The sequence below is a fragment of the Thalassospira sp. SN3W genome (genome assembly GCF_038070535.1).
Lineage (GTDB): Bacteria > Pseudomonadota > Alphaproteobacteria > Rhodospirillales > Thalassospiraceae > Thalassospira > Thalassospira xiamenensis.
This window is the reverse complement of sequence record NZ_CP121124.1, coordinates 1,887,452-1,912,270: the sequence shown is the minus strand read 5'-3', so window position 1 is coordinate 1,912,270 and position 24,819 is coordinate 1,887,452. Positions and strand designations below refer to the sequence as shown.

Sequence of the window (24,819 nt, the reverse complement as noted above, 5' to 3'; positions counted from 1 at the left end):
AATCTGATCACAGCATCCAGGCGTTTTTCAAATGCCTGATACGCCAGCCGTTCCGTACGGCTATGATGTCAAACCGCAAATCGCCATGATGCCCTATGTTTGAGGCGAAGTTTGAAAGAGCGCGGGCAATGCGTTGTTGCTGTTTGGGTCGCAAAGCATGCAGCGCATCGTCGAGGTTAGCGCGATTTTTGACTTCGATTGCGGCGATCAGATTGCCTTTTTTGACGATGATATCGATTTCGCCGACCGGGCAGCGATACCGGGTTTGGATAATACGATAACCGCATAGCCGAAGCCACATTGCGCATAACCATTCAGCACGTCTACCGGCCTGCTCGGCCTTGCGACGATCAGATCGGACTGTGTCGCGTGTTGTCCGGGCGGATTTCATGGCTATCCCCCGGATGGTTTGGAAAGTTCAAGCGCCCGATTATAAAGATCACGCTTTTTAAGGCCGGTTTCCTTGGCCAACTGATCGGCTGCTTCTTTGGTACGCAGGGTTTTCAGAAGTCCGGTCAGGCGCGCATCAATGTCATCGGCGTCGGGTTCGGCGTCCTGTTCATTCTGCGGCCCGACAACAACAATGATTTCGCCCTTGGGCGTGCCTTCGGTGGCGTAATGAGCCGCCAGATTGCCAAGTGTTCCGGTTCGAACTTCCTCAAACATTTTTGTCAGTTCGCGGGTGACGGCTGCTTCGCGCGCTTCGCCCAGCATTTCAGCCATATCGGCAAGACTGCTTGCCAGTCGTTTGGGACTCTCAAGAAAGATCAGGCTTCCGGGAATGCTTGAAAATCGTGCCAGTTCCTTTTTGCGTGCCGATGTCTTGGGGGGTAGGAAGCCAGCATAAAAGAAGTGGTCACTGGGAAGTCCCGATAAAATAAGAGCCACAATCGGTGACGAGGCGCCGGGGGCAGCAGTGACATTGAAGCCTTCTGCCTTGCAATCACGGACTAGCTTGTAGCCGGGATCGTTGATCAGGGGCGTTCCGGCATCCGAAATCAGCGCAAGTCCCTGTCCCTTGCCAAGGCGTTCCATGATTTCGGGGCGCATTTTGGCGGCGTTATGTTCGTGATAGGCGATCCGTTTGGTTTTTACGCCATATCGCGACAACAACTTGCCCGATGTTCTGGTGTCCTCACACAGGATAATATCGGCACGTTTGAGGATATCGAGCGCACGAAACGTAATATCGCCCAAATTACCGATTGGAGTAGCGACAAGATAAAGACCTGATGAAAGTGGCAAGTGTCGTTCATCTGGTTTACTTGATCCGTCGCGCGCATTACCCTGCGTGCGAAACGAGCTATCGGGAGGTGAGAGTGGGTTTTCCGAAACGTCATCCGTTGCAGAATCAGGACGGGAATTCGGCATGGTGCCGGGTCGCGCGCCGGACGGCATCTGTGGTGGTCCTTTCGCTGGGGCTTGCGGCATGTAACGCGACCACGAGTATCACGGACCTGTTGGGCATGCAACGGGATGGGGCGCCTGTGGAAACGGCAAATAACCCTGCAAACGATCCGACCAGAGCCCCCGATCAGGGGCTTATTACGGATGCCAACCCTTGGCCGGGCGATGCCGCCCTGCCGGAGGGAGAGGGTCAGGAGATTCTGACGCTTTATAACGATGAAGCGGCATTAAATGAAAAGCGCGTTGCACTTCTGCTGCCGCTTTCCGGGCCAAACGAGGAGCTTGGCCGGGCGATGCGCCATGCGGCCGAACTTGCAATGTTTGATGTTGCCGGTGACGATTTCGTCCTGATGCCGATTGACACGGCAGGAACTTATCAGGGTGGACAGGCCGCAGCCCATCAGGCGATCAATGCCGGGGCAAAGATGATTCTTGGCCCGCTTTTTGCCGAATCGGTTAGCGGTGCCAGTGAAATCGCCAAGGCCGCCGGTGTTCCGGTAATCGCATTTTCGAACAATCAGCGGGTTGCCGAAAGCGGTGTCTGGGTTAACGGCTTTGTCCCCGAAGACCAGATTGCGCGTGCTGCTGGCTATGCAACAACACAGGGTAAATACCGATTTGCAGCCCTGCTGCCGCAAAACGACTATGGGCGCCAGATCGCAGGCGCATTGCAGGGTGTTGTTTCACGTGTCGGTGGCAGCCTTGGCCGGGTCGCGTTCTATGCACCGGGGTCGGAAAATCTGGAACAGTCAATTCGTGATTTTGCCAATTATGATGCCAGACGGGCAAACTTGCGGGCACGTAAACGCGAATTGCAGGCCGATGGTTCGGCAGCATCCCAACGTGCTTTGAAGCGTTTGGAAGGTGTCGATACACTTGGTGAACTTGATTTTGACGCGTTGATCCTGCCGGCAACCGGTGGCGAGCTTCGTCAGGTTTCTGCGCTGTTGGCCTATTTTGATGTCGATGGTGCGCAGGTTCAGTTTATCGGGACATTCGGCTGGAATGATCCGGGCCTGTTTTCCGAGCCGGCACTTAAGGGCGGCATTTTTGCTGCACTGGATCCCGAAAACTGGAAACTGTTCTCGGATCGCTTCCAGCGGACCTTTGGTGAACAACCCCCGCGTATTTCAAGCCTTGCCTATGACAGTGCGGCCCTTGCCGCTGTGCTGTCGCGCGATTCCGGTCAGATGACCAACGAAGCTGTTACGAACCCGAACGGGTTTGTCGGGGTGGACGGTATTTTCCGTCTGACGGCTCAGGGACGTTCGGAACGTGGCTATGCAGTTATGCAAATCCAGCCTGATGGCGCAAAGGTTGTCGCACCGGCACCTGCTGCATTCGATCAGGTTTTCTGATCTGTTCGGATTTGGAGACTGCTGTAACGCTCTCAAACACCCGCCGATTATGCTTCGGCGGGTGTTTTGTCTTTGTAATTGCACAGGTCATTGACGATGCAGTCACCACAGCGTGGTTTGCGTGCCTTGCAAATATAACGACCATGCAGGATCAGCCAGTGATGGGCATGGTTCATGAAGCGTGACGGGACCTTTTTCAAAAGACCCTTTTCAACAGCGAGCACGTTTTTGCCGTTTGCCATCCCCGTCCGGTTACCGAGCCGGAAAATATGGGTATCAACAGCCATCGTGTGTTCGCCCCACGCAATGTTGCGGACAACATTGGCTGTTTTGCGACCAACGCCGGGCAATTCTTCAAGCGCATCCTGATCGTTGGGGACGATCCCGCCATGTTTTTCAACAAGAATGCGTGCAGCAGCCATGATATTCTTTGCCTTGCCGCGATAGAGCCCAATGGTTTTGATGTGTTCGATCAGGGCTTCTTCGCCAAGGTCAAGCATGTCCTGCGGGGTTTCGACGATCTGGAACAGCTTTTGGGTGGCCTTGTTGACACCAACATCGGTTGCCTGCGCTGATAGTGCAACAGCGACCAGAAGCGTATAGGGATTGGTGTAATCCAGCTCCCCCTTTGGTTCCGGATCGGCATCCGAAAGACGCTGAAAAAATTCTTCTATGGCGGTTTTGCTCATCGGGCGGGACATGGATTTTCGTCTCTGTGTTGATGCCGTATTTTTGCGGTCATTTCCGGGACAAGGGATGGTTGACTTTCCGCATTCCTGATCTGATCTCCTGCTATCAGCATATATAAACGGCTGCTTTGCAAAGGTCGAATTTTGATTGCGACGGATCTGGAAGCGTTCCAGAATTGAAACATTGGAAATGCCGCAAACCGGTTGATAGCCATGCCAGCCGTACCAAGAACAGAAATGCCGATATTTCGGGTTAATCTGCATCCGCCGCGTTCGCTTGGCAGGCGGGCGGCGCGCAATATCGTTATTGCGATGGCGTGTGTCACATCGACTATCGGTCTTATTTTCTGGTTGGTCGGGGCGTGGCCGGTGATCGGTTTTCTTGGTGTTGACGTGATACTATTGTCGCTTGCCTTTTATTTCAGTTTCCGTGCAGCACGGGCAGAGGAGCGGATTGAATTGCGTCACGGCAATTTGCGGGTCACCAGAATTTCGGCGCGCGGGACGCGACAGGAATTTGATTTTCAACCCTATTGGCTTCAGGTGGTGCTTGAACGGGGTGATGATGACCGATGCGAACTTTATTTGCGATCACATGGAAAGCGTTTCGAGATTGGGGGATTTTTGGGTGCGGAAGAAAAAACCGATCTTGCCGGGAAGCTTGATCGCCTGCTGCGTCAGGCTCGATGCAGTCCCGATCCTCGTGTAGTGTGATTAGTGAAAGTCGAGGTTTGAAGCGGGTTCTCGAGATTCTTTGAGTGGTTTTGCTGTGTCGGCAACCCCGATATGCTTCCAGCGAATTTCATTAACCTTGTCCGTGCAAACAGCTGGAAAAGATGTAATTTCGTTCGGGGAAACGGTGTTCGAACCGGTTCAGGACACCGAAATACACGTTTCAGAGTAAAATTCACCCGAGATTCCCCGTTTTCACCGCTTGCGAGTTTTTGATGACTTTCATATATAGGTGCGCGGGGTAATTACCCCATGAATTTTGAGACTATTACAACCATTGGTCCCAGGAGGTCCTGCGCAGCGCTTAGATCGTGAAGGCTGCGGGACGGACCGGCCGCTAAAAGAGGAACTTACTATGGGCAAGATTATCGGTATCGACCTTGGCACCACCAACTCCTGCGTCGCAGTCATGGACGGCAAAGAAGGCCGCGTGATCGAGAACAGCGAAGGTGCCCGTACCACTCCGTCGATGGTCGCATTCACCAATGACGGTGAGCGCCTTGTCGGTCAGCCTGCGAAACGCCAGGCAGTGACCAACCCGGAAAACACCCTGTTTGCGATTAAACGTCTGATCGGTCGTCGTTATGGTGACCCGGAAGTCGAAAAAGACAAAGACCTTGTCCCGTACAAAATTGTCGCGGGTGACAATGGTGATGCATGGGTTGAAGTCAATGGCGAGAAAATGGCACCGAGCCAGATCGCAGCCATGGTGCTTCAGAAAATGAAGGAAACCGCAGAAGCCCATCTGGGTGAACCGGTAACCGAAGCCGTTATTACCGTTCCGGCATATTTCAACGACAGCCAGCGTCAGGCAACCAAGGACGCCGGTAAAATTGCCGGTCTCGAAGTAAAGCGTATCATTAACGAGCCGACTGCAGCAGCACTGGCATATGGTCTGGACAAGAAAGATGGTGGCACCGTGGTCGTTTATGACCTTGGTGGCGGTACCTTTGACGTCTCGGTTCTGGAAATCGGCGACGGTGTCTTTGAAGTTAAGTCAACCAACGGCGATACTTTCCTTGGTGGTGAAGACTTCGACAAACAGATCATTGACTATCTTGCTGACGAGTTCAAAAAAGAACAGCAGATCGACCTGCGCAAAGATCGTCTGGCCCTGCAGCGTCTGAAAGAAGCCGCAGAGAAAGCCAAGATCGAGCTTTCCTCGTCGATGCAGACCGACGTCAACCTGCCGTTCATCACGGCTGATGCATCTGGTCCGAAACACCTCAACATCAAGCTGTCGCGTGCGAAGCTTGAAGGTCTGGTGGGTGATCTGATCGAACGCACGATGACCCCGTGTAAGGCCGCGCTTAAAGATGCTGGCATTACTGCAGGCGAAATCGACGATGTTATCCTGGTTGGCGGCATGACCCGTATGCCGAAGGTTCAGGAACGCGTTAAAGAGTTCTTCGGTCGTGAGCCGCACAAAGGTGTAAACCCGGACGAAGTTGTTGCCCTTGGTGCAGCAATTCAGGGTGGCGTTTTGCAGGGCGACGTAAAAGACGTTCTTCTGCTTGACGTGACCCCGCTGTCGCTGGGTATTGAAACCCTTGGCGGCGTGTTCACCCGTCTGATCGACCGTAACACCACGATCCCGACCCGTAAGTCGCAGACCTTCTCGACCGCTGAAGACAACCAGACGGCCGTGACCATCCGCGTCTTCCAGGGCGAACGTGAAATGGCTGCCGACAACAAGATGCTTGGCCAGTTTGATCTGGTCGGTATCCCGCCGGCACCGCGTGGGGTTCCGCAGATCGAAGTGACCTTTGACATTGATGCCAACGGTATCGTCAACGTGTCTGCCAAAGACAAGGCGACCAACAAGGAACAGCAGATCCGTATTCAGGCATCTGGTGGTCTTGGCGATGACGAGATCGAAAAAATGGTCAAGGATGCCGAAGCCAATGCGGAATCCGACAAAAAGCGCAAAGCGCTTGTCGAAGCCCGTAACCAGGCGGAAGCCGTCATTCATTCGACTGAGAAAAACCTTGCCGAACACGGAGACAAGGTTGATGCCGGTGCGAAATCGATGATCGAAGACGCTCTTTCTGCGCTTAAAGAAGCCAAGGATGGCGAAGATCCGGAAGCAATCACCACGAAGGTCAACGAACTTCAGCAGGCTGCAATGAAACTTGGCGAAGCCATGTATCAGGCACAGCAGGCCGAAGAAGGTGGCGAAGGTGAATCTGCTGGCGCATCCGCACAGGCCGATGACGGTGTTGTTGATGCCGACTTCGAAGAAGTCGATGACAGCAAAAAAGACAAGTAAGGCGACCGCAGAGGTCGTCTTGAACGACGCCCTGTAAATAAAAATCGGGCCGTTCCGGACGCAGAGAATTGCGGGAACGGCCCGACCGTGTTTCGGAGTTACAGATGGCGAAAGAAGATTATTACGAGCTGTTGGGTGTTGGCAAAGACGCCGATGCTGCCGCGCTCAAAAGCGCCTATCGTAAACAGGCTATGAAGTATCATCCGGATAAAAATCCGGGCGATACCGAAGCCGAAGTAAAATTCAAGCAAGTTAACGAAGCCTACGAAGTCCTGAAAGATCAGGAAAAGCGTGCTGCCTATGACCGTTTTGGTCACGCTGCGTTTGAGCAAGGTGGGCCGGGCGGTGCCGGTGGTTTCGGTGGCGGCTTTGGCGGTGGTTTCGGCGGCGGCGGGTTTGCCGACGTTTTCGACGAGATTTTCGGTGCCATGGGCGGTGGTCGTCGTGGTGGTGGATCGTCGCGCGGGGCCGACCTTCGCTACAATATGGCGATTTCGCTTGAAGAAGCGTTTGAAGGCAAAAAGGCCGAGATCACCATTCCGGGGTCGGTTGCCTGTGAAGAATGCCATGGCAGCGGTGCGGAGGCCGGTTCGCAGCCGGTAACCTGTCCGACCTGTAATGGTCACGGCAAGGTCCGCGCGCAGCAGGGCTTCTTTACGATCGAGCGCACCTGCCCGAGCTGTCATGGCAAAGGCAAAATCATCAAGAATCCTTGCAAATCCTGTCATGGTGTTGGCCGCGTTGAGCAGGAAAAGACCCTGTCGGTGACGATTCCGGCCGGTGTTGAGGATGGTACGCGTATTCGTCTGGCGGGCGAAGGTGAAGCTGGTGCCAATGGTGCACCGGCAGGTGATCTGTATATCTTCCTGGATATCCAGAATCATCGCTTCTTCCAGCGCGACGGGGCGAACCTGTACTGCCGGATTCCGATCCCGATGAGCAAGGCAGCCCTTGGCGGCACCATTGAGGTGCCAACAATCGAGGGGACGCGCACCCGGATCAATATCCCTGAAGGTACGCAATCGGGACAGCAGCTGCGTCTGCGCGGCAAGGGCATGACCATCCTGCGGTCGCAGGCGCGTGGTGACATGTTCGTTGAAATCAGTGTCGAAACCCCGGTCAGACTGACCGAGCGGCAGAAAGAACTTTTGAAAGAGTTTGACGAGATTTCGCGCGAAGAGGGCAGTAACCCGGAAAGCGAAGGTTTCTTTTCCAAGATGAAGGAAATCTGGAAAGACCTGACCGACTAGGTTCAAACACAGCATTTCAGTCTGAAATTCAAACCCCCGGCGGACGTGTCGGGGGTTTTGTTTTGCGCGGTTAGAGGCCTGTGCTAAAGCAAAGGCATGATTTGCACGCTTTGTTGCTAGGAGACGCGGAAATGAAGATCGGGATTGTCGGATGTGCCGGCCGAATGGGGCGCATGCTGGTCAATGAAACGGCCAAAACCAAAGGCTGCGAGGTTGGCGGTGGTACCGATCTGCCAGACAGCCCTTTTGTTGGCAAGGACGTCACCCTGATTGCCGGTCTGGAAGAAAGCGGTGTTCTGGTAGGTGACAATCCCAAGGCCTTGTTTGAAGCTGTTGATGCGGTGATTGACTTCACCGCACCGGCGGCAACCATGAACCATGCCAAGCTGGCAGCTGAAACCGGTAAAATCCTCGTGATTGGCACGACCGGGCTTTCGAATGATCAGAAAGCAGAGCTTAAGGTCGCAGCCAAAACAGCAACCATCATTTTCGCACCGAATATGAGTGTCGGTGTGAACCTTGCCTTTGCGCTGGTCGAGAAGGTTGCGGCGATCCTTGATAAGGATACGGCTGATATTGAAATCGTTGAAATGCACCACAAGCACAAGGTTGATGCACCTTCCGGCACGGCACTTGGCCTTGGCGAAGCGGCGGCAAAGGGCCGTGGGGTCGATCTGGATGCGGTTTCGGTACGCTCACGCGACGGGCATACCGGCGCACGCGAAAACGGCACCATTGGCTTTGCAACGCTGCGTGGTGGCGACGTTGTGGGCGACCATACGGTTGTTTTTGCCTGCGAGGGTGAGCGGATCGAAATTACTCATAAGGCATCATCACGCGAAGTTTTCGCCAAGGGGGCGGTACGTGCCGCGAAATGGGCCGAGGGCAAGAAGCCCGGTCTTTATTCAATGCGTGACGTTCTGGGCCTATAAACCATCGCCAATCGACGCATTTTACGCAAAAGCCCCGGCAGTACTGCCGGGGCTTTTGTCATGATTAAGGATCTGGATATTGAACTGATCAGTGTGCATCCGCCCAGCTATCCCCGATACCGGCATCTGCGATAAGCGGTACGGACAGGTGTGCGGCATTTTCCATAACCTCGCGGATCACCTTAACGGCCTTTTCGGTTTCATCTTCGGGGGCCTCGAAAATCAATTCATCATGAACCTGAAGCAGCATGCGGGTTTTAAGCCCCGCATCAAGAAGGGCACCGGGAACGGCAATCATGGCGCGTTTGATGATGTCAGCGGCACCGCCCTGAATAGGGGCGTTGATGGCCGCACGTTCGCCAAAGCTTCGCCGCATCCCGTTTTTATCATTAATGCCGTTGATATGAATATGACGGCCAAACAGGGTCCTGACAAAGCCATGCTTTTTGGCGAAGTCTTTTGCCCGTTCCATATAATCGCGAATACCGGGATAGATTTCGAAATAGGCTTCGATAAACGCCTTGGCTTCTTTTTGCGGGATACCAAGCTGATTGGCTAGGCCAAAGGCCGAAATCCCGTAAATGATGCCGAAATTAATGGCCTTGGCTTTGCGGCGGACCATAGGGTCCATGCCTTCAATCGGAACGCCAAACACCTTGGATGCTGTTGCGGCGTGGATATCTTCGCCATTTTTAAAGGCATCCTGCAGGGCGTCGATTTCGGCGACATGCGCCAGAAGGCGCAACTCGATCTGCGAATAGTCGGCAGAAATCAGTTTGCAACCGGGTTCCGAGATAAAGGCCGTACGGATTTTACGGCCTTCCTCGCTTCGGATCGGGATGTTTTGCAGATTGGGATCGTTTGACGAAAGGCGACCGGTATTCACATTGGTCTGGCCATAGCTTGTGTGAACGCGGCCGGTTTCAGGATTAATGTGATTGGCAAGAGCATCGGTATAGGTGCTTTTGAGCTTTGAAAGCTGCCGCCATTCAAGGATTTTGGTCGGCAGGTCATGTCCCTGAGCCGCCAATGCTTCAAGAACATCCGCGCCAGTCTGCCATGCACCGGTTTTGGTTTTTTTCCCGCCCGGCAGGCTCATCTTTTCAAACAGAATTTCGCCAAGCTGTTTTGGGCTGCCGAGATTGAACGGTTCACCGGCCATTTCATGGATGGTTTCTTCAAGGGCAGCCATCCGCTTGGCAAAGTCATTCGACAGGGTTTTGAGCTTGTCGGCATCAATGCGGATGCCAAGGCTTTCCATTTTGGCCAGGACCGGGACGAGTGGCCGATCCAGCGTTTCATAAACGCTGGCCATGTGTTCCTGTGCAATCCGCGGCTTCAGAAGTCGATGCAGGCGCAGCGTGATATCGGCGTCTTCGGCGGCGTAATCAAGCGCCTTGTCGAGCGGCACCTGATCAAAGGTGATCTGGGTTTTGCCCGATCCGCAAACATCGGAAAACTTGATGGGTTTGTAATCCAGATGCAGTTCGGCCAATTCATCCATGCCATGGCCGTGGCTTGTGCCGTCCAGAACATAGGACAGCACCATGGTGTCGTCTATCGGGGCGACATTAATGCCGTGACGGGACAATACGATCATATCGTATTTCAGGTTCTGGCCGACCTTGAGAACACCCGGGTCTTCCAGAAGGGGTTTGAGCAAGGCAATCGCGCGATCCAGCGGGATTTGCTTTGGCACTTCGATTTCTGTCGGTGCCTCGGCAGGGGCATCGAAATCGAAACCTCCCTGTGCTTCGCCACTTTCGCCGTGACCCTGTCCGTGCCCAACAGGGATATAGCAGCCATTGCCCGGTTCGGTCGAAAGCGAAATGCCAACCAGTTTGGCCTGATGGGCATTAAGCGATGTGGTTTCTGTATCGACAGCAACCGTACCGGCATATTCAGCCATTGAAATCCAGTGCTTTAGGCGGTCTTCATCCTGCACCAGTTCATATTCTGCCTTTTCGACACTGATATCATTGACACCGGTACCCGGTTCGACAATGCCATCGGCATCAACAGAGCCACCGAACTTTGCCTTTATTTTAGAAATCAGTGATTTAAAGCCATGTGTTGAAACAAAGCTTAAAAGAACATCCGGATCAGGTTCGCGCAGTTCAAAACCATCCAGCTTTTCGACAACCGGAACATCGGTTTTGAGGGTCACAAGATCGCGTGAAATGCGCGCCAGTTCGGCATTCTCGATCAGTTTTTCGCGGCGCTTGGGTTGCTTTATTTCGCTTGCACGTTCCAGCAGGCCATCCAAATCGCCATATTCGTCAATCAGTTGGGCCGCGGTTTTAATGCCAATGCCGGGCACGCCGGGAACGTTATCAACGGAATCGCCAGCAAGCGCCTGGATATCAATGACCTTATCCGGTGTGACGCCGAATTTTTCCAGAACTTCCGGTGCGCCAATGGTGCGATTCTTCATCGCATCAAACATTTGCACCCGGTCTGAGACAAGTTGCATCAAATCCTTGTCCGAAGATACTATAATAACATCAGAACCTTCGGCCTCAGCCTGTCGGGCGTAGGTCGCGATCAGGTCGTCGGCCTCGTATCCTTCGAGTTCGATCGAAGGCAGGTTGAAGGCACGCGTCGCATCACGGATAAGCCCGAACTGTGGAACCAGTTCTTCCGGCGGCGGCGGACGGTGCGCCTTGTATTCGGGATAGAAATCGTTTCTGAACGACTTTCCCTTGGTGTCGAAGATCACCGCCATATGATCGGGCTTGGTATCTTCGCGCAATTTCATCAGCATGGTGCAGAAACCATACACTGCATTCACCGGCGTACCGTCGGGGCTTGTCATTGGTGGCAAGGCGTGAAAGGCCCGGAAGATAAAACCGGAACCGTCAACCAGAACGACGCGGCGTGGGGCTTTGCCAGTGGATGGCGCAGAATCTGTCATGCGTCTAATGCTCATTCATTCATGTGATTTGATGGTCCGCAGAATGCCCGATCCGGTCGGCTAAGTCGAGTGGGGCATCGTCGAAAGCGGGAATATGTCACCTGTTTTCGGCTTTACTTCTGACAGGAGCTTGTCAGTTGATGACAGGTATTTTGATATCATATCGAAATCAAAATGAAATTTTTGATCAGGATATGATTCTTGCCATTTGCGGCAGCATGTCGCTTTGGGCTTATCAGGATGCAAAGGGATTGATATGGTCGATGGCGGTGCAACTTCGCTCTGGGAAACGGGAGAACCGGTCATTGCCGGCGATGGAAGATAAACCGGTTTTCAAGCCGCAAGGCATCGGCATTGAAACCGCAGAACCGACGCGCCAGCTTCATGACGACATGAAGCTGGCAAATCGGCACAAAAAAATCAGGAAAGCTGAACGGGTTGCGCGATCCAACGGATCGGGATGGCGCAGATTTTTTAGCGTGTCCTCGTGGCTGCGCTTTCTGATTACTTTTGGGATTTTCGGGTTTTTCCTGCACGGTCTGTTCGTGGTTTTTGGCGTTTATGATCGCAATCAGCGCCTTCCTGCGGCCGACCATTTTGTGCTGCTGATCAAGCTCGTCGTGTTCATCGCGCTGATGTATCTGTTTTATGCGATGTTGATGCATTACGGGCCGATCCGTCACAAGGTGCGCGGAATATTCTTTCTTGCGTTGGCACCCGTAGCGGCGGTTTGCATTTTCATGATTTACGGCGGCGGACAGCTATTCGGAAGCTTCCTGCCAGTTTTGCAGTTCCTGACCCTGACCATCGGGGTTGGTGGATTTCTGCTTTATGTGCTGGGTTATACATGGGTCGCTGGTCGTAATGTTCGGCGTGAAGCCGAACGTTATGATCGGATCGGACAAGTCAGAAATCAGGTTTCGCAAGAGACTGCTTTGGGTGGGTTGCCGCCCGGTGTAACCGGCGACCGGCGCAAGGTGCACAAAGCTGGCAGTCTTCGCCTGCGTAAAGATGATGACGGGTCATCAAGTGGTAGTGGTATGGGCGGCGGCAATTCATCCGCGGTACACAGCAAAGTGCGTTTGCCGGAAATCTGATTGCCGGATGTGTCAGTTCAGGTGTGATTTTCCAGAACAACACCCGCCAGATAGAGCGAACCCAAAATCAAAACCCTTTTGGGTTGATTGATGCTGTTTTTCAGAACTGCCAGCGCATCATTCAACGTGTTACAGGCATAAGCATTGGCAATTCCGGCCTTAACGGCAGCATCACGCAATGTTTCTGCACTGTGGACTTCATGATCACCCGGGATCGGAATCCCGGCAAATAATGCGATATGCGGGGCCAGCGGCCGCAGAAATGCGATGGGATCCCTGTTGTCGAGCATTCCCATAATCACAACCGTTTCACTCGTGGATTGTCGGGAAAGCCAGTCTGCGATGACTTCTGCGGCGGCGATGTTGTGGCCACCATCCAGAACCAGGTCGCATTTGTCAGGCATGGCATCGCACAGCGGGCCTTTGGTCAGCTTCTGAAGGCGGGCGGGCCAACTGGCTTGGGTAATGCCGCGGGAAATCGTTGCCAAATCCGGGCCTGCGATATTCGGAATACCGGCCTTGCGGGCGGCAATAATGGCGGTTGCGGCATTGATGAATTGATGGCGACCGGGCAAGGCGGGCAAGGGCAGATCAAATTCTTCTTCGGTGATACGAAGTGTGAAGCCATCCTCGCGCTCGGCGGTAACGGCGAAATTCGTGATCAGGGGGCTGCCTATATCGCCAGCGTGGCGGGCAAGCGTATCAAATGCCTCAAGGCTTTGAGGCGCAAGTACACACGGCACACCCGGCTTCATGATTCCGGCCTTTTCAAAGGCGATTTTGGCAATCGTATCGCCAAGGAACCCCTGATGATCAAGCGAGATCGGTGTAATGACGGTCAAAGCCGGTTTATCAATCACGTTGGATGCATCAACCCGCCCGCCAAGACCGGTTTCAAGCAGAACAACGTCTGCCGGAACCCGTGAATAGGCCAGAAAAGCTGCTGCCTGGGTGATTTCAAAGAAGGTTATCTGTTCGCCATCATTGATTGCTTCGACTTCTTCAAGAAGGTCGCACAGCATGTCTTCGCTGATCAGTTCACCGGCCAGACGTATGCGTTCGTGAAAGCGAACAAGGTGCGGGGAGGTCGAAGTGTGAACACGAAGGCCTGCGGCCTCATAGATGGCACGCAGGTAAGCCAGCGTTGATCCCTTGCCATTGGTTCCGGCCAGATGAATGACTGGCGGCAGATTGAGGTGCGGATTACCCAGCTTGTCGAGCAAGCGGGTAATCCGACCCAATGAAAGGTCGATCACTTTTGGATGAAGCTGGCCCAGACGCGCAAGAATGGCGTCACTTCTTGGCGTTGTCACCTTCGGTCTCGGCCTTTTTCGCGGGTTTCTTTTTTGCATCCTTGATCGGAACGATCGCGGCACCCGGCTTGGTGCGGCGGATCATATCGATCAGGCGACCGATGGTTTCATTCAACTCACCGCGCGGCACGACCATATCGACCATCCCGTGATCCAGAAGATATTCTGCTGTCTGGAAATCATCGGGAAGCTTTTCACGAATGGTGTTTTCGATCACGCGACGACCGGCAAAACCGATCTGTGCGCCTGGCTCGGCAATCTGGATGTCACCCAGCATGGCGAAGGATGCAGAAACACCACCGGTGGTCGGATCGGTCAGAAGGACGAAATAGGGCAGGCCCTTTTCCTTGACCTTCTCGATCGCGGCCGTGGTGCGCGCCATCTGCATCAGGCTAAGGATGCCTTCCTGCATGCGTGCACCGCCCGATGCCGGAACGATGATGAGGGCCGCATCCTGAACGGTTGCCAGTTCGGCAGCCGCAACAATGCCTTCGCCAACGGCAGTACCCATCGATCCGCCCATGAAGGAAAAATCGAATACCGCAATGACGGTTGCATGGCCACCGACTTCCCCGTGGGCAACAGCCAGTGCATCCTTATAGGTTGCTTTGGCCTGTGCTGCTTTCAGGCGGTCGGTGTACTTTTTCTGATCGCGGAATTTCAGCGGATCGACCGGAACGTTCGGCAGTTCGATGGTCTGGTATTTACCATCATCGAACAGGAGTTCCAGACGTTCCTTGGCGGAAATGCGCATGTGATGGCCGCAATGCTGGCAAACATGTTTGTTCTTTGCCAGGTCACGGTGGAAGATCATCTGTTCGCAAGACGGGCACTTATGCCAGAGATTTTCGGGCACTTCGGTGCGGCGAACAAGTTTCTGAATCTTGGGACGGACGAATTCTGTCAGCCACGACATATCGGATACTGATCCTTGGTTTTGCCTATATCGGTCATTTCACGGCAACGCGCAGCGTTATTTACGCGCGTTGCGTACCCCGTCTGCAAGTTCGCGAACAAGGCCTGTGACCATAGAGGCGGTCTTATCGGTGGCCTTGCCGTTTTCGTCAAGACTTTCGGCAATTTTTGATACGATTGCTGAGCCGACCACAGCAGCATCGGCCTGCCGGGCAACCTCTGCGGCCTGGGTCGCGTTCTTGATGCCAAAGCCAACTGCAATCGGAAGATCCGTGTGGCGACGCAGACGCGCCATCGCTTCAACAATCTGGTCATTGGTTGCTGAACCGGCACCGGTAACACCGGCAACTGAAACATAATAAACAAAGCCCGACGTATTCTGAACGAGTTTCGACAGGCGCTTGTCATCAGAGGTCGGTGTCGTCAGACGAATGAACGACAACCCTTTTTCCACGGTCGGGACGCAAAGCTCGGCGTCTTCTTCGGGCGGCAGATCAACAACGATCAGGCCATCAACACCGGCATTGCGGGCATCTTCAAGAAACTCTGCCACGCCATAAATATAAATCGGGTTGTAATACCCCATCAGAATAATTGGCGTTTCATGATCCTGATCGCGGAAACCGCGGACCAGCGACAGGGTCTTGCGCATGTGCATCCCCGCTGCCAAGGCACGTATCGAGGCTTCCTGAATGGCGGGACCATCAGCCATCGGATCGGTAAATGGCATACCGAGTTCGATGACGTCCGCACCTGCCGCAGGCAGGGCTTTAAGGATTTCAAACGATGCTTCCGGGTCGGGGTCACCTGCGGTGATGAACGTGACCAGACCGGCACGACCTTCTTCTTTGAGCTTTGCGAAACGTTTGGCGATGCGGTCTTGGCCGCCGATGATTGCGTCGCTCACAGTTCTACTCCCAGTGCTTCGGCCACGGTAAAGATATCCTTGTCGCCCCTGCCGCTCAAACACATGAGAATGATCTTGTCTTTACCCATTTTTGGGGCTTCTTTCATGATCTGCGCGATGGCGTGACTGCATTCCAGCGCGGGAATAATGCCTTCGAGTTCCGAACACAGTTTAAAAGCTTCCAGCGCTTCTTTGTCGGTGATCGGCTCGTAACGCGCACGACCAATATCTTTAAGCCAGCTATGTTCCGGCCCAATACCGGGATAATCAAGACCGGCCGAAATCGAGTCGGCCTCTTTGATCTGTCCGTCGTCATCCATCAGCAGATAGGTGCGGTTCCCGTGCAAAACGCCCGGTTTTCCAGCGCTCAGGCTGGCGGCATGTTTACCGGTGTGCACGCCATGACCGGCAGCTTCGACTCCAACCACCTCGATATCCTTGTCATCAAGGAACGGGTGGAACAAACCGATTGCGTTTGATCCACCACCAACGGCCGCGATTACCTGATCGGGCAGGCGACCTTCCTGCTCAAGAATCTGTTCTTTGGCTTCGTTGCCGATCACGCATTGGAAATCGCGAACCAGTTCCGGATAGGGATGCGGACCCGCCGCCGTCCCGATGATGTAGAAGGTATCTTCGACATTGGTGACCCAGTCACGAAGGGCCTCGTTCATCGCATCCTTGAGCGAGCAGGAACCGGATTTGACTGGTTTGACTTCGGCACCCAGCAGGCGCATGCGGAAAACGTTCGGCGACTGACGTTCGATATCCTTCGAGCCCATATAAACCGTGCAGGGCAGACCAAAGCGCGCGCAAACTGTCGCTGTTGCAACGCCGTGCTGACCCGCGCCGGTCTCGGCGATGATGCGGGTTTTGCCCATGCGTTTGGCCAGAAGGATCTGACCGATGCAGTTATTGATCTTGTGCGCGCCGGTATGGTTCAGGTCCTCGCGCTTGAAATAGATCTTGGCACCGCCAAGATGTTCGGTCAGGCGTTCGGCGAAATAAAGCGGATTTGCGCGACCGACATAGTGCTTCAGGTAATAGTCGAGTTCTTTCTGAAACGCCGGATCTTTCCTGGCATCCTTGTAGGCCTGCTCAAGCTCGAGAATCAGCGGCATCAGGGTCTCGGCGACAAAGCGGCCTCCGAAATTGCCGAAATGTCCGTCCGGATCCGGAAGGGCACGATAGCTGTTAAGAGCGGTTGGTGCAGACGTCATAGGATTTCCCCGTGGATGTGCCGCGAACAATGCCGCGACGGCAAAGACATGCGACAGTCATTAAGTCAGCGAAAAGCTGCCGGGATGAACGATATTGGCAGCTTTGGCGCTGGTTCCTTTTACCTGTGGTCAGGCAAAATAGATTAATGGGCTGCGTGCTCGGCCTGGGATTTGTCGAAAATATATTTCTTTGAGCAGTATGGGCAGACCACCTCGCCCTTTTCCTCAAGATTGAGGTAAACGGTGGGATGGCCAAGGTGACCTTTGCCGCCGTCACAGGCAACATTGAGGCTGCCGACTTTGATTTCTTCGGTGATCTTCATATATCCAGCTTCCCAGTTAGCACAGGCATCGGTGTTGCCATCGGTTGATCATCGGCCTGAAACAGGTCCAAGAGCCATTGACCCCGCTTTCATGGGGATGATACCGATTGCGCATATTCAATCAACACTTCCGCATGGTCTTAGCGCAAACAAGCCACGCGGAAAAGAGCGGAGATCACGCATTCATGACTGCAATGCCCGACTACGCCATCGAAGTCGAAGGGCTGACCAAGCTCTATAAGGGTGCGAACGGCGAAAAACTGGCACTGGACAATGTGTCGTTGAAAATTCCACGCGGTTCTTTCTTTGCCCTTCTTGGTCCGAATGGTGCCGGAAAGTCCACTTTTATCAATATACTGGCTGGTCTTGTCACCAAGACAAGCGGTACGGCAAAAATCTGGGGCTACGATATCGAAACCGAAATGCGTGCTGCGCGTTGCTCAATCGGGATCGTGCCGCAGGAACTTAATCTGGATGCATTTTTCACGCCGCGTCAGGCGATGGAATTGCAGGCAGGCCTGTATGGTGTCCCCAAAGCGGAACGTCGTACGGACGAGATTCTTGCCGCCCTTGGACTGTCTGACAAGGCCGATTCCTATTCCCGCTCACTTTCGGGCGGGATGCGTCGACGTCTTCTTGTCGGCAAGGCGATGGTTCATATGCCGCCGGTTCTGGTGTTGGATGAACCTACGGCCGGGGTTGATATCGAACTGCGTCAGCAGCTTTGGGCCTATGTGAAGGAACTGAACAAGGCGGGCGTTACGATTGTTCTGACCACGCATTACCTTGAAGAAGCCGAAGAGCTTTGTGACGAGATTGCGATCATCAACAAGGGCAATGTGATTGCCCATGAAGACAAGCGCAGTCTTCTGCGTCGTATCGATCATAAAACCCTGATTCTGACAGTTAAAAATGCACTCAATGCCGTACCCGAGGAACTGACCCCGTGGGGTGCTGAGCTTAAGGCCGCAAACCAGATCGCGCTGAATTACCGGCCCAGCAACACCCAGATGGCTGAAATTCTCAACGCCATTCAGGGCTGCGGTCTTGCGATTACCGACCTGTCGACCGAGGAGGGCGATCTTGAAGATATCTTCCTGATGCTGACTCGTGATAACGACAAGGCCCGTGCGGGCAAGGCGGCCTGATTTTCGGGGCGTCTCACCATCCTTCAAAACCCTGCAAGTTGCTTGCAGGGTTTTGTTTTTTGGCCTTAATTTGATCTGTAAATGCAAAGCAACATGATTTGGGGACGGCAATTCATCACATTCAGAAGGCATTGTCGTGGTTTGTCGGGCTTGGGTTCGCATTTTGGCTGGCGGGCTGCGCGCCGACGGTAATTCCCGCTGGCGATCCGATCGCCAGCGTTAGAATGACCGAAAATGCGTTTATGGCGTCTGATGGGGCATCTTTGCCGTTGCAGTATTGGGGGCCGGTTGATGATCCGGATGCGGTAATCCTTGGTCTGCATGGGTTTGGCGATTATGCGAACGCGTTTGACGAAGCCGGAACGGCGTTAGCTTCTGAAAATATTGCGCTTTTTGCCTATGATCAGCGCGGATTTGGCCGCACGGCGACACGGCCATTCTGGCCGGGAACGCAAAGCCTGATCAATGATGCATCTGATATGCTCGTCATTCTTCGCATGCGATATCCGGGGCGACCGATCTATTTGATGGGGGACTCGATGGGGGGTGCAGTTGCAATTGTGACAGCTGCGTCGCGCCCCCAATGGATGGACGGGGTTATTCTGGTCGCACCGGCAGTCTGGAACCGCGACATGATGCCATGGTATCAGACAGCGCCATTATCGATGATTTCCAATAGTTTGCCGTGGTTGCCCCTGTCGGGGCAGGGGCTTGATATATGGCCGTCTGACAATATAGAAATGCTTCGTCGTCTATCTCGTGATCCGTACATGATGAAATCGGTGCGGGTCGACATGGTTGCAGGACTGGCAGATTTGATGGATTTGGCGCATCAGCGCGGTGGAGATATCGATATTCCGACACTTTTGATGTCAGGTCAGCAGGATCAGGTTATTCCACCGGGGGCGGTTGCCGCGATTGCAGATAACATGCGGGCGTCAAATAGCGATCAAAGCACGATTTGTCTTTATCGCGACGGCTATCACATGCTGTTGCGGGACCTGAATGGGCCAACGGTGATCGGCGATATCGGACGTTGGATAAAGGGTGGCGGTACCGCGCGGGATTTTTCGTGTCGGGTCAACTGATTGCATTTTGACCGTGGATCACCGATCAGGTAGCATTTTTAATCAGTTGCATATGGTTGCGATGCTTGTTACGCGGTGCGACCATCACGATATGGCACCTATCGCCTTTGCGTATTTGGTGGTGCTTTCAGCCATGTTTTTCGGAGGATCAGGACCGGCATGCTAAGGACCGTTCGGGCGAAGTTCCTGGGTGTCGCGGCCTTTTTTGTCGTTTGGCTTGTGGTGGCTACCGGGTTCTCCGTCATTCAGTCGTTGGGGATCAATGGCGATCTTGAAGCGGTGTCGCGCTATGTCACGCCGGTGAAGGATGCGCTTTCCGATGTGCGTTCCCGTCAGCTTGAGCAGATTTCGCTGATCGACCGTTATATGCGTGTGGTCGAGAATGAAGGACCGGATGCATCGCTTTTGAGTGGCATCGAAATCGAAATTGATGCCAAGCAGACCCAGATCGAACAGGCTTTTCGCAAGGCGTTCACATCGGCAGCCCTTGGCCGGGCACAGGCATCAGGTCATTTTGATCAGGGCGTCTTGCTTGATCTTGACGTGCGGATGCGTGAATTTGCCGATATTGCCGCCCAGTTCAATCTGGGGGTTGAACGGCTGCTTGGCAGGGTACGCGATGGCGATCTTGACGATGCGCAACGTCAGGAAAATCTGGTGCGTGGCATTCATCGCAATATCGTGCTTGATCTGCGCAGCGAGATTTTGCTGCTGGAAAAATATTCCAGCGAAACAGTCGAAAATGTCTCAGCCCGCGAAGATTTCCTGATCCAGGCCGAATTCATCATGATGCTGGCCGCGGTGGTGATTGGCATTTCCTTGGCCTACTATCTGGCGCAGGCAGTGGTCAAAGCGGTTCGTGATACGACCAATGCGTTAAACAGCGTGCAGTCGGGAAAGCTCGATACCAGCCTTGATTTCAAGGGCAAGGGCGATTTTGCCCGTTTGGCGGATGCCTTTAACCGAATGACGCGTGAATTACGTGTCCGGTTCCGGATGCGCGAACGGTTTGGCAAATATATTGATCCAAAGATTATCAATAACCTGCTGTCGCAGGAAACCGCGCTTGAGACCTCGCAGAAGCGTGTAATGACGGTTAGCGTCGTCAACCTGACCAATTTTGACTGGATGGCGGAGCATATCCCGCCCGAGAAACTCGTCGATTTTCTGAATGATTATCTGACCGCCATGACCGAACCGATTGCCAACCACAGCGGCATTATTGATAACTTTGTCGGGGACCGGGTGATCGGTTTCTGGGGCCCGCCCTTCTGTGGGGAAAAAAGCCATGCCGGGCATGCCTGTCTGGCAGCGTTGGAGCAGGTGGCACGCTTTAATGCGCTAAAGACCAAATATGCCGACCTGATTGGCGATCACGGACTTGATATTCGCGTTGGTATTGCAACCGGCGAGGTCGTTGTCGGCTCCATCGGGACGGATAAATCACGGTCTTATACGGTGGTCGGCGACTGTGTGAACTATGCCAACCGTCTTGAAAAGGCCAACCGGATTTATGGTACGCAAATTCTGGCGTCGCATGAAACCGCCAGCATGGCAGCCGGCGAAATCGAGATGCGTGATCTTGACCATGTCGTGCTGCTGGGGACCGAGCATGTGGTCTATCTCTATGAAGTGCTGGCGCAGTCCGGACAGCTGAGCGATGAACGTCGCGAGTGGCGCAAAACCTATGAGATGGCGATTGCGCTTTATCGCGAGGGCCAGTTTGATAAGGCGCAACCGCTGTTTGAGGAAGTTCAGGAGGGTATCGGCAGCGATTTTGCCGCCCAGCTCATGCTTAACCGAATGGAACGTCTGCAGCGCCGTGAACAGGACCGGGAATGGAACGGGACCTGGATCGTACGGGATCCCTATGAGCGACGTGATGTCGAAAGCTGATCGCTGTGATATGCAGCAACCAGAATTTAACCAAACGGTCGACAGGATGCTGATTGGCAGGGGCCGTCAAAAATCCTTGCCCGCGACGGACAAAACCTGTATCACCCAACCGCTCGGGTCGTGCTGCCCGATGCCTATTGCGCACCCGTAGCTCAGCTGGATAGAGCGTTGCCCTCCGAAGGCAAAGGCCACAGGTTCGAATCCTGTCGGGTGCGCCAATTTCCCAAGAATATTTTCAAATCCGCCCAATTAAGGGCTGGCAAAGCGTTTTCTGACCACTAATCTGCATCTTGATCAATCGCAGATGAGATGGATGAGACATGCACGGATATCTTCATGATTTTGCCGGAACCAATGTGCTGTTTGCCATGGCGGCAAATCAGGAATATGGCCCTCATCTTGAAAAACTGTTCAAACCACTGATGATCGGCATCGGTCCGGTTGAGGCGGCACTTAATCTGAGCGCAGCCTTGACGGAGCTGAAATTGGTGAGCGATTTGCCCGATCTGGTGGTAACCCTTGGATCGGCAGGTTCGCGCACGCTTAAGCAGGCGGCGGTTTATCAGGCGTCATCTGTGTCTTACCGCGATATGGATTGCTCAGCACTTGGTTTTGAGAAGGGGATTACGCCCTATCTGAATCTTCCGGCAGTTATGGAATTGCCTTATCGCATTTCAGGTATCGCGGAAGCACGTTTGTCTACGGGCGCAAACGTTGTATCGGGTGTCGCTTATGACGCGATTGATGCCGATATGGTCGATATGGAAACCTATGCCATTCTGCGCGTTTGCCAGAAGTTTGACGTGCCGCTAATCGGTTTGCGCGGAATTTCCGATGGCAAGGAAGAGCTCAAAAAGCTTTCGGATTGGACAGCTTATTTGCATGTCATTGATGAGAAGCTGGCAGCCGCGGTTGGCAAGTTGCGCAAGGCGCTTGAAAATGACGAGATCACCCTGCCGAATGGTAAGTGACCTCGTCGTATTTCATAGCTTCACAGATCAACTGCCCGCGCGAATCTGATCCAGTGTCTTGATCGGGGTTAATGCCTGCGGATCAACCTGTACCTCGATAATCGCCGGTTTTCCCGAATTCATGGCACGCTCAAAAGCCGGGCCGAAATCTTTGGTCTTGGTGACGGTTTCGCCATGCCCGCCAAAGGCAACGGCGTAGGCCGCAAAATCCGGGTTGTGCAATTGGGTACCGGAAACGCGACCGGGATAATTGCGTTCCTGATGCATGCGGATGGTACCGAACATACCGTTATTGACCACGATTACGATGATGTTCGCACCATACTGAACTGCTGTTGCGAATTCCTGGCCGTGCATCAAAAAGCATCCGTCACCGGCAAGGCAGATCGACGGCCGGTCCGGATGTGTCAGCTTGGCGGCCACAGATGCCGGAAGGCCATAGCCCATCGAGCCCGAAGTCGGTGCAAGTTCGGTACGATATTTGCCATACCGGAAGAATCGATGCAGGAAGGCGGCATAGTTGCCGGCCCCGTTGGTCACAATGGCGTCTTCGGGCAGGATTTCGCGAAGCTTTGCGACAACATGCGCCATCTTTACATCGCCTGGCGTATCAAGCGGGGTCGAGAATTTCAGATATGAAGCGTGGGCCGTTTCAATCTGTTCTTCACGTTCACTTCCATCCACCGGTTCCATCATGGCAATCGCACGGATGAATGATCGTTGGGATGCATTGATTGCGATATCAGGACGATAAACACGACCCAGTTCATCGGGGCCTGAGTAAACATGGATCAGTTTCTGTTTCGGGCAGGGGATTTCAAGCAGGCTGTAACCGCTGCTGGTCATTTCCCCCATGCGCGACCCGACAAGGATCACAAGGTCGCTTTCGCGAATAAATTTCGCCAGTTCTGGATTAATCCCGATGCCTACATCGCCAATGAAATGGCTGTGCGTGTTCGGAATATAGTCCTGACAACGGAAACTGGTGGCGATCGCAACATTGTTTCGTTTTGCAAACGATTTAAGGTTTTCAGTGGTTTCTGCGGTCCAACCACCACCGCCAACGATCATGATCGGCCGTTTTGCATCTGCCAGTGCGCCACGGAAACGGGCGACGTCTTCGGGGGCGGCTTTGGCTTCGATCGGGACATAGGGTTTGGCATTGGCAATCTCGGCTGCCGAGGACAGCATATCTTCCGGCAGGGCAAGCACGACCGGTCCGGGGCGACCGGAGGTCGCGATATGATAGGCGTGGCTGATATATTCAGGGATGCGGTTGATGTCATCGATCTGGGCGACCCACTTGCAAAGCGGTTCGAACATCTTGCGATAGTCGACTTCCTGGAATGCTTCACGGTCGACCATGTCCCGTCCGATCTGCCCGACCAGAAGGATCATCGGGGTGCTGTCCTGATGGGCGACATGAACGCCTGCTGATGCATTGGTGGCACCTGGACCGCGCGTGACCATGCAGATGCCGGGCTTTCCGGTCAGTTTTCCGTGTGCCTCGGCCATGATGGCGGCACCGCCTTCCTGACGGCAGATGATTGGTTCGATATCGGGATGGTCGACCAGACCGTCCAGAACGGCCAGATAGCTTTCACCGGGAACAAGATAAACCCGTTCGCAGCCGTGAAGGGCAAGTTGATCGACCAGTATGCGTCCGCCGTGACGCATTTCCGCAGTATTCGACATTCGGGGCTCCCTGAGATGCGCATTGTCTTGGTGGGGCGCTTTTGCGCGTGACCGGATTTCATCATGGTTAAACCGGCCCGTAAAGATGGGGTTCACCTTGAAACAGATTTTTTCGTCAATCTTTTGAAATCGTTCCAATTAGATTGATCGCTTATTCGCTTACAACGAATTTTAAAAATACCGTTCAGTGATGTGAATAATATCACCAGGCAATACAATGCTTTGCTCGTTGGCCTGAATCTCGACGCGATTATCGTCGCGGCCACGCATGATAATGATGTCATCCTGATCGGCGCGATAAGTGTAACCACCACCAAGTGCGACGGCATTCAATACGTTCATTCCTGAAGCATATCCGTACTCACCGGGCTCATTGACTTCGCCAATAATATAGACGGGGCGGAAATGAAGAACATCAATGGATACAACGGGATGGCGTAGATAACCGTCTGCAAGGACGTTGGCGATGGTTTGCTGTGCAGCTTGTGGCGTGAGGTCGCGCAAGGTAACCGTTCCGATCAGGGGCAGAGTGACGGATCCGTCTGCACCGACCGAGAAATCACCTGAAAGAGATTCCTCGTCGAAAACCGTGATACGCAGCTCGTCTCCGCTATCAATCGTGTAGACGGTCTGGGCATGAACGCCACCTGAAACCGCGAACAAAAGGATTGCAGTCAGAATTATGTTTTTCATGA

The 24,819-nt window shown here is 53.8% G+C and carries 21 protein-coding genes and 1 tRNA gene; 11 read left to right on the top strand and 11 right to left on the bottom strand.

Features of this window, described 5'->3' with window-relative positions:
- Positions 1-7 precede the first annotated feature (7 nt).
- Together P8T57_RS08460 and rsmI are read right to left on the bottom strand one after the other, a co-directional pair.
- Positions 8-391 carry a YraN family protein gene (locus P8T57_RS08460; RefSeq protein ID WP_341365164.1) on the bottom strand — a complete coding sequence of 128 codons (384 nt, stop codon included), beginning with the start codon at positions 389-391 and terminating at the stop codon, positions 8-10.
- Positions 392-393: 2 nt separating this feature from the next.
- Positions 394-1,245 (bottom strand): 16S rRNA (cytidine(1402)-2'-O)-methyltransferase, encoded by an 852-nt coding sequence (rsmI, locus tag P8T57_RS08455; protein ID WP_063092318.1) that lies wholly within the window; start codon positions 1,243-1,245, stop codon positions 394-396.
- A gap of 74 nt (positions 1,246-1,319) precedes the next feature.
- Here rsmI and P8T57_RS08450 point away from each other — a divergent pair, with 74 nt between their 5' ends.
- Positions 1,320-2,765: a penicillin-binding protein activator gene (locus P8T57_RS08450; protein WP_341365163.1), complete on the top strand. Its 1,446-nt coding sequence runs from the start codon at positions 1,320-1,322 to the stop codon at positions 2,763-2,765.
- 47 nt (positions 2,766-2,812) lie between these two features.
- Here P8T57_RS08450 and nth read toward each other — a convergent pair whose 3' ends face one another.
- Entirely contained in the window at positions 2,813-3,454 is a 642-nt protein-coding gene (nth, locus tag P8T57_RS08445) for an endonuclease III (RefSeq protein ID WP_341365370.1), read from the bottom strand.
- A gap of 237 nt (positions 3,455-3,691) precedes the next feature.
- Between nth and P8T57_RS08440 the strand changes: the two genes are divergently transcribed.
- From P8T57_RS08440 to dapB, 4 genes are all read left to right on the top strand, one after another.
- Positions 3,692-4,168, top strand: a complete 477-nt coding sequence (locus P8T57_RS08440; RefSeq protein WP_341365162.1) for a DUF2244 domain-containing protein — start codon at positions 3,692-3,694, stop codon at positions 4,166-4,168.
- 373 nt (positions 4,169-4,541) lie between these two features.
- On the top strand, positions 4,542-6,455 hold the full coding sequence (gene dnaK / locus P8T57_RS08435; RefSeq protein WP_037988934.1) for a molecular chaperone DnaK: 1,914 nt from the start codon (positions 4,542-4,544) through the stop codon (positions 6,453-6,455).
- A 104-nt stretch (positions 6,456-6,559) separates the two neighbouring features.
- Entirely contained in the window at positions 6,560-7,705 is a 1,146-nt protein-coding gene (gene dnaJ / locus P8T57_RS08430; protein WP_007088588.1) for a molecular chaperone DnaJ, read from the top strand.
- 131 nt (positions 7,706-7,836) lie between these two features.
- Positions 7,837-8,637 carry a 4-hydroxy-tetrahydrodipicolinate reductase gene (dapB, locus tag P8T57_RS08425; RefSeq protein WP_341365161.1) on the top strand — a complete coding sequence of 267 codons (801 nt, stop codon included), beginning with the start codon at positions 7,837-7,839 and terminating at the stop codon, positions 8,635-8,637.
- Between the two features lie 88 nt (positions 8,638-8,725).
- Here the strand turns inward: dapB and polA are convergent, their stop codons facing one another.
- A complete protein-coding gene (polA, locus tag P8T57_RS08420; RefSeq protein WP_341365160.1) occupies positions 8,726-11,551 on the bottom strand; it encodes a DNA polymerase I in 2,826 nt (941 codons plus the stop codon).
- Between the two features lie 194 nt (positions 11,552-11,745).
- Here polA and P8T57_RS08415 point away from each other — a divergent pair, with 194 nt between their 5' ends.
- On the top strand, positions 11,746-12,648 hold the full coding sequence (locus tag P8T57_RS08415) for a hypothetical protein (RefSeq protein ID WP_341365159.1): 903 nt from the start codon (positions 11,746-11,748) through the stop codon (positions 12,646-12,648).
- Positions 12,649-12,665: 17 nt separating this feature from the next.
- Here the strand turns inward: P8T57_RS08415 and P8T57_RS08410 are convergent, their stop codons facing one another.
- The 5 genes from P8T57_RS08410 to P8T57_RS08390 form a co-directional block, all read right to left on the bottom strand.
- Positions 12,666-13,961 carry a folylpolyglutamate synthase/dihydrofolate synthase family protein gene (locus P8T57_RS08410; protein ID WP_341365158.1) on the bottom strand — a complete coding sequence of 432 codons (1,296 nt, stop codon included), beginning with the start codon at positions 13,959-13,961 and terminating at the stop codon, positions 12,666-12,668.
- Positions 13,942-14,877, bottom strand: a complete 936-nt coding sequence (gene accD / locus P8T57_RS08405) for an acetyl-CoA carboxylase, carboxyltransferase subunit beta (protein WP_007088593.1) — start codon at positions 14,875-14,877, stop codon at positions 13,942-13,944. Before accD ends, P8T57_RS08410 begins: the two co-directional genes overlap by 20 nt.
- A 57-nt stretch (positions 14,878-14,934) precedes the next feature.
- Positions 14,935-15,783, bottom strand: coding sequence for a tryptophan synthase subunit alpha (gene trpA, locus P8T57_RS08400; protein WP_007088594.1), 849 nt, complete (start codon positions 15,781-15,783; stop codon positions 14,935-14,937).
- Positions 15,780-17,003, bottom strand: coding sequence for a tryptophan synthase subunit beta (trpB, locus tag P8T57_RS08395; protein WP_007088595.1), 1,224 nt, complete (start codon positions 17,001-17,003; stop codon positions 15,780-15,782). The genes trpA and trpB overlap by 4 nt, the downstream gene beginning before the upstream one ends.
- A 143-nt stretch (positions 17,004-17,146) precedes the next feature.
- Positions 17,147-17,326 carry a zinc-finger domain-containing protein gene (locus tag P8T57_RS08390; protein ID WP_007088596.1) on the bottom strand — a complete coding sequence of 60 codons (180 nt, stop codon included), beginning with the start codon at positions 17,324-17,326 and terminating at the stop codon, positions 17,147-17,149.
- Between the two features lie 185 nt (positions 17,327-17,511).
- Between P8T57_RS08390 and P8T57_RS08385 the strand changes: the two genes are divergently transcribed.
- The 5 genes from P8T57_RS08385 (at position 17,512) to P8T57_RS08365 (ending at position 22,429) form a co-directional block, all read left to right on the top strand.
- Positions 17,512-18,474, top strand: a complete 963-nt coding sequence (locus tag P8T57_RS08385) for an ABC transporter ATP-binding protein (RefSeq protein WP_156962654.1) — start codon at positions 17,512-17,514, stop codon at positions 18,472-18,474.
- Positions 18,475-18,698: 224 nt separating this feature from the next.
- Complete coding sequence (locus tag P8T57_RS08380) at positions 18,699-19,562, top strand: alpha/beta hydrolase (RefSeq protein WP_139328097.1); 864 nt, start codon at positions 18,699-18,701, stop codon at positions 19,560-19,562.
- Between the two features lie 159 nt (positions 19,563-19,721).
- Complete coding sequence (locus P8T57_RS08375) at positions 19,722-21,458, top strand: adenylate/guanylate cyclase domain-containing protein (RefSeq protein WP_063092325.1); 1,737 nt, start codon at positions 19,722-19,724, stop codon at positions 21,456-21,458.
- Positions 21,459-21,599: 141 nt separating this feature from the next.
- Positions 21,600-21,676, top strand: a tRNA-Arg gene (locus tag P8T57_RS08370).
- Between the two features lie 102 nt (positions 21,677-21,778).
- Complete coding sequence (locus tag P8T57_RS08365) at positions 21,779-22,429, top strand: 5'-methylthioadenosine/S-adenosylhomocysteine nucleosidase (RefSeq protein WP_341365157.1); 651 nt, start codon at positions 21,779-21,781, stop codon at positions 22,427-22,429.
- 27 nt (positions 22,430-22,456) lie between these two features.
- Here the strand turns inward: P8T57_RS08365 and P8T57_RS08360 are convergent, their stop codons facing one another.
- Together P8T57_RS08360 and P8T57_RS08355 are read right to left on the bottom strand one after the other, a co-directional pair.
- Positions 22,457-24,124 carry a thiamine pyrophosphate-binding protein gene (locus P8T57_RS08360; protein WP_341365156.1) on the bottom strand — a complete coding sequence of 556 codons (1,668 nt, stop codon included), beginning with the start codon at positions 24,122-24,124 and terminating at the stop codon, positions 22,457-22,459.
- 171 nt (positions 24,125-24,295) lie between these two features.
- The gene (locus P8T57_RS08355; protein ID WP_007088602.1) at positions 24,296-24,817 is read right to left on the bottom strand and encodes a polysaccharide biosynthesis/export family protein; all 522 of its coding nucleotides are present in this window, start codon (positions 24,815-24,817) and stop codon (positions 24,296-24,298) included.
- Positions 24,818-24,819: the final 2 nt, after the last annotated feature.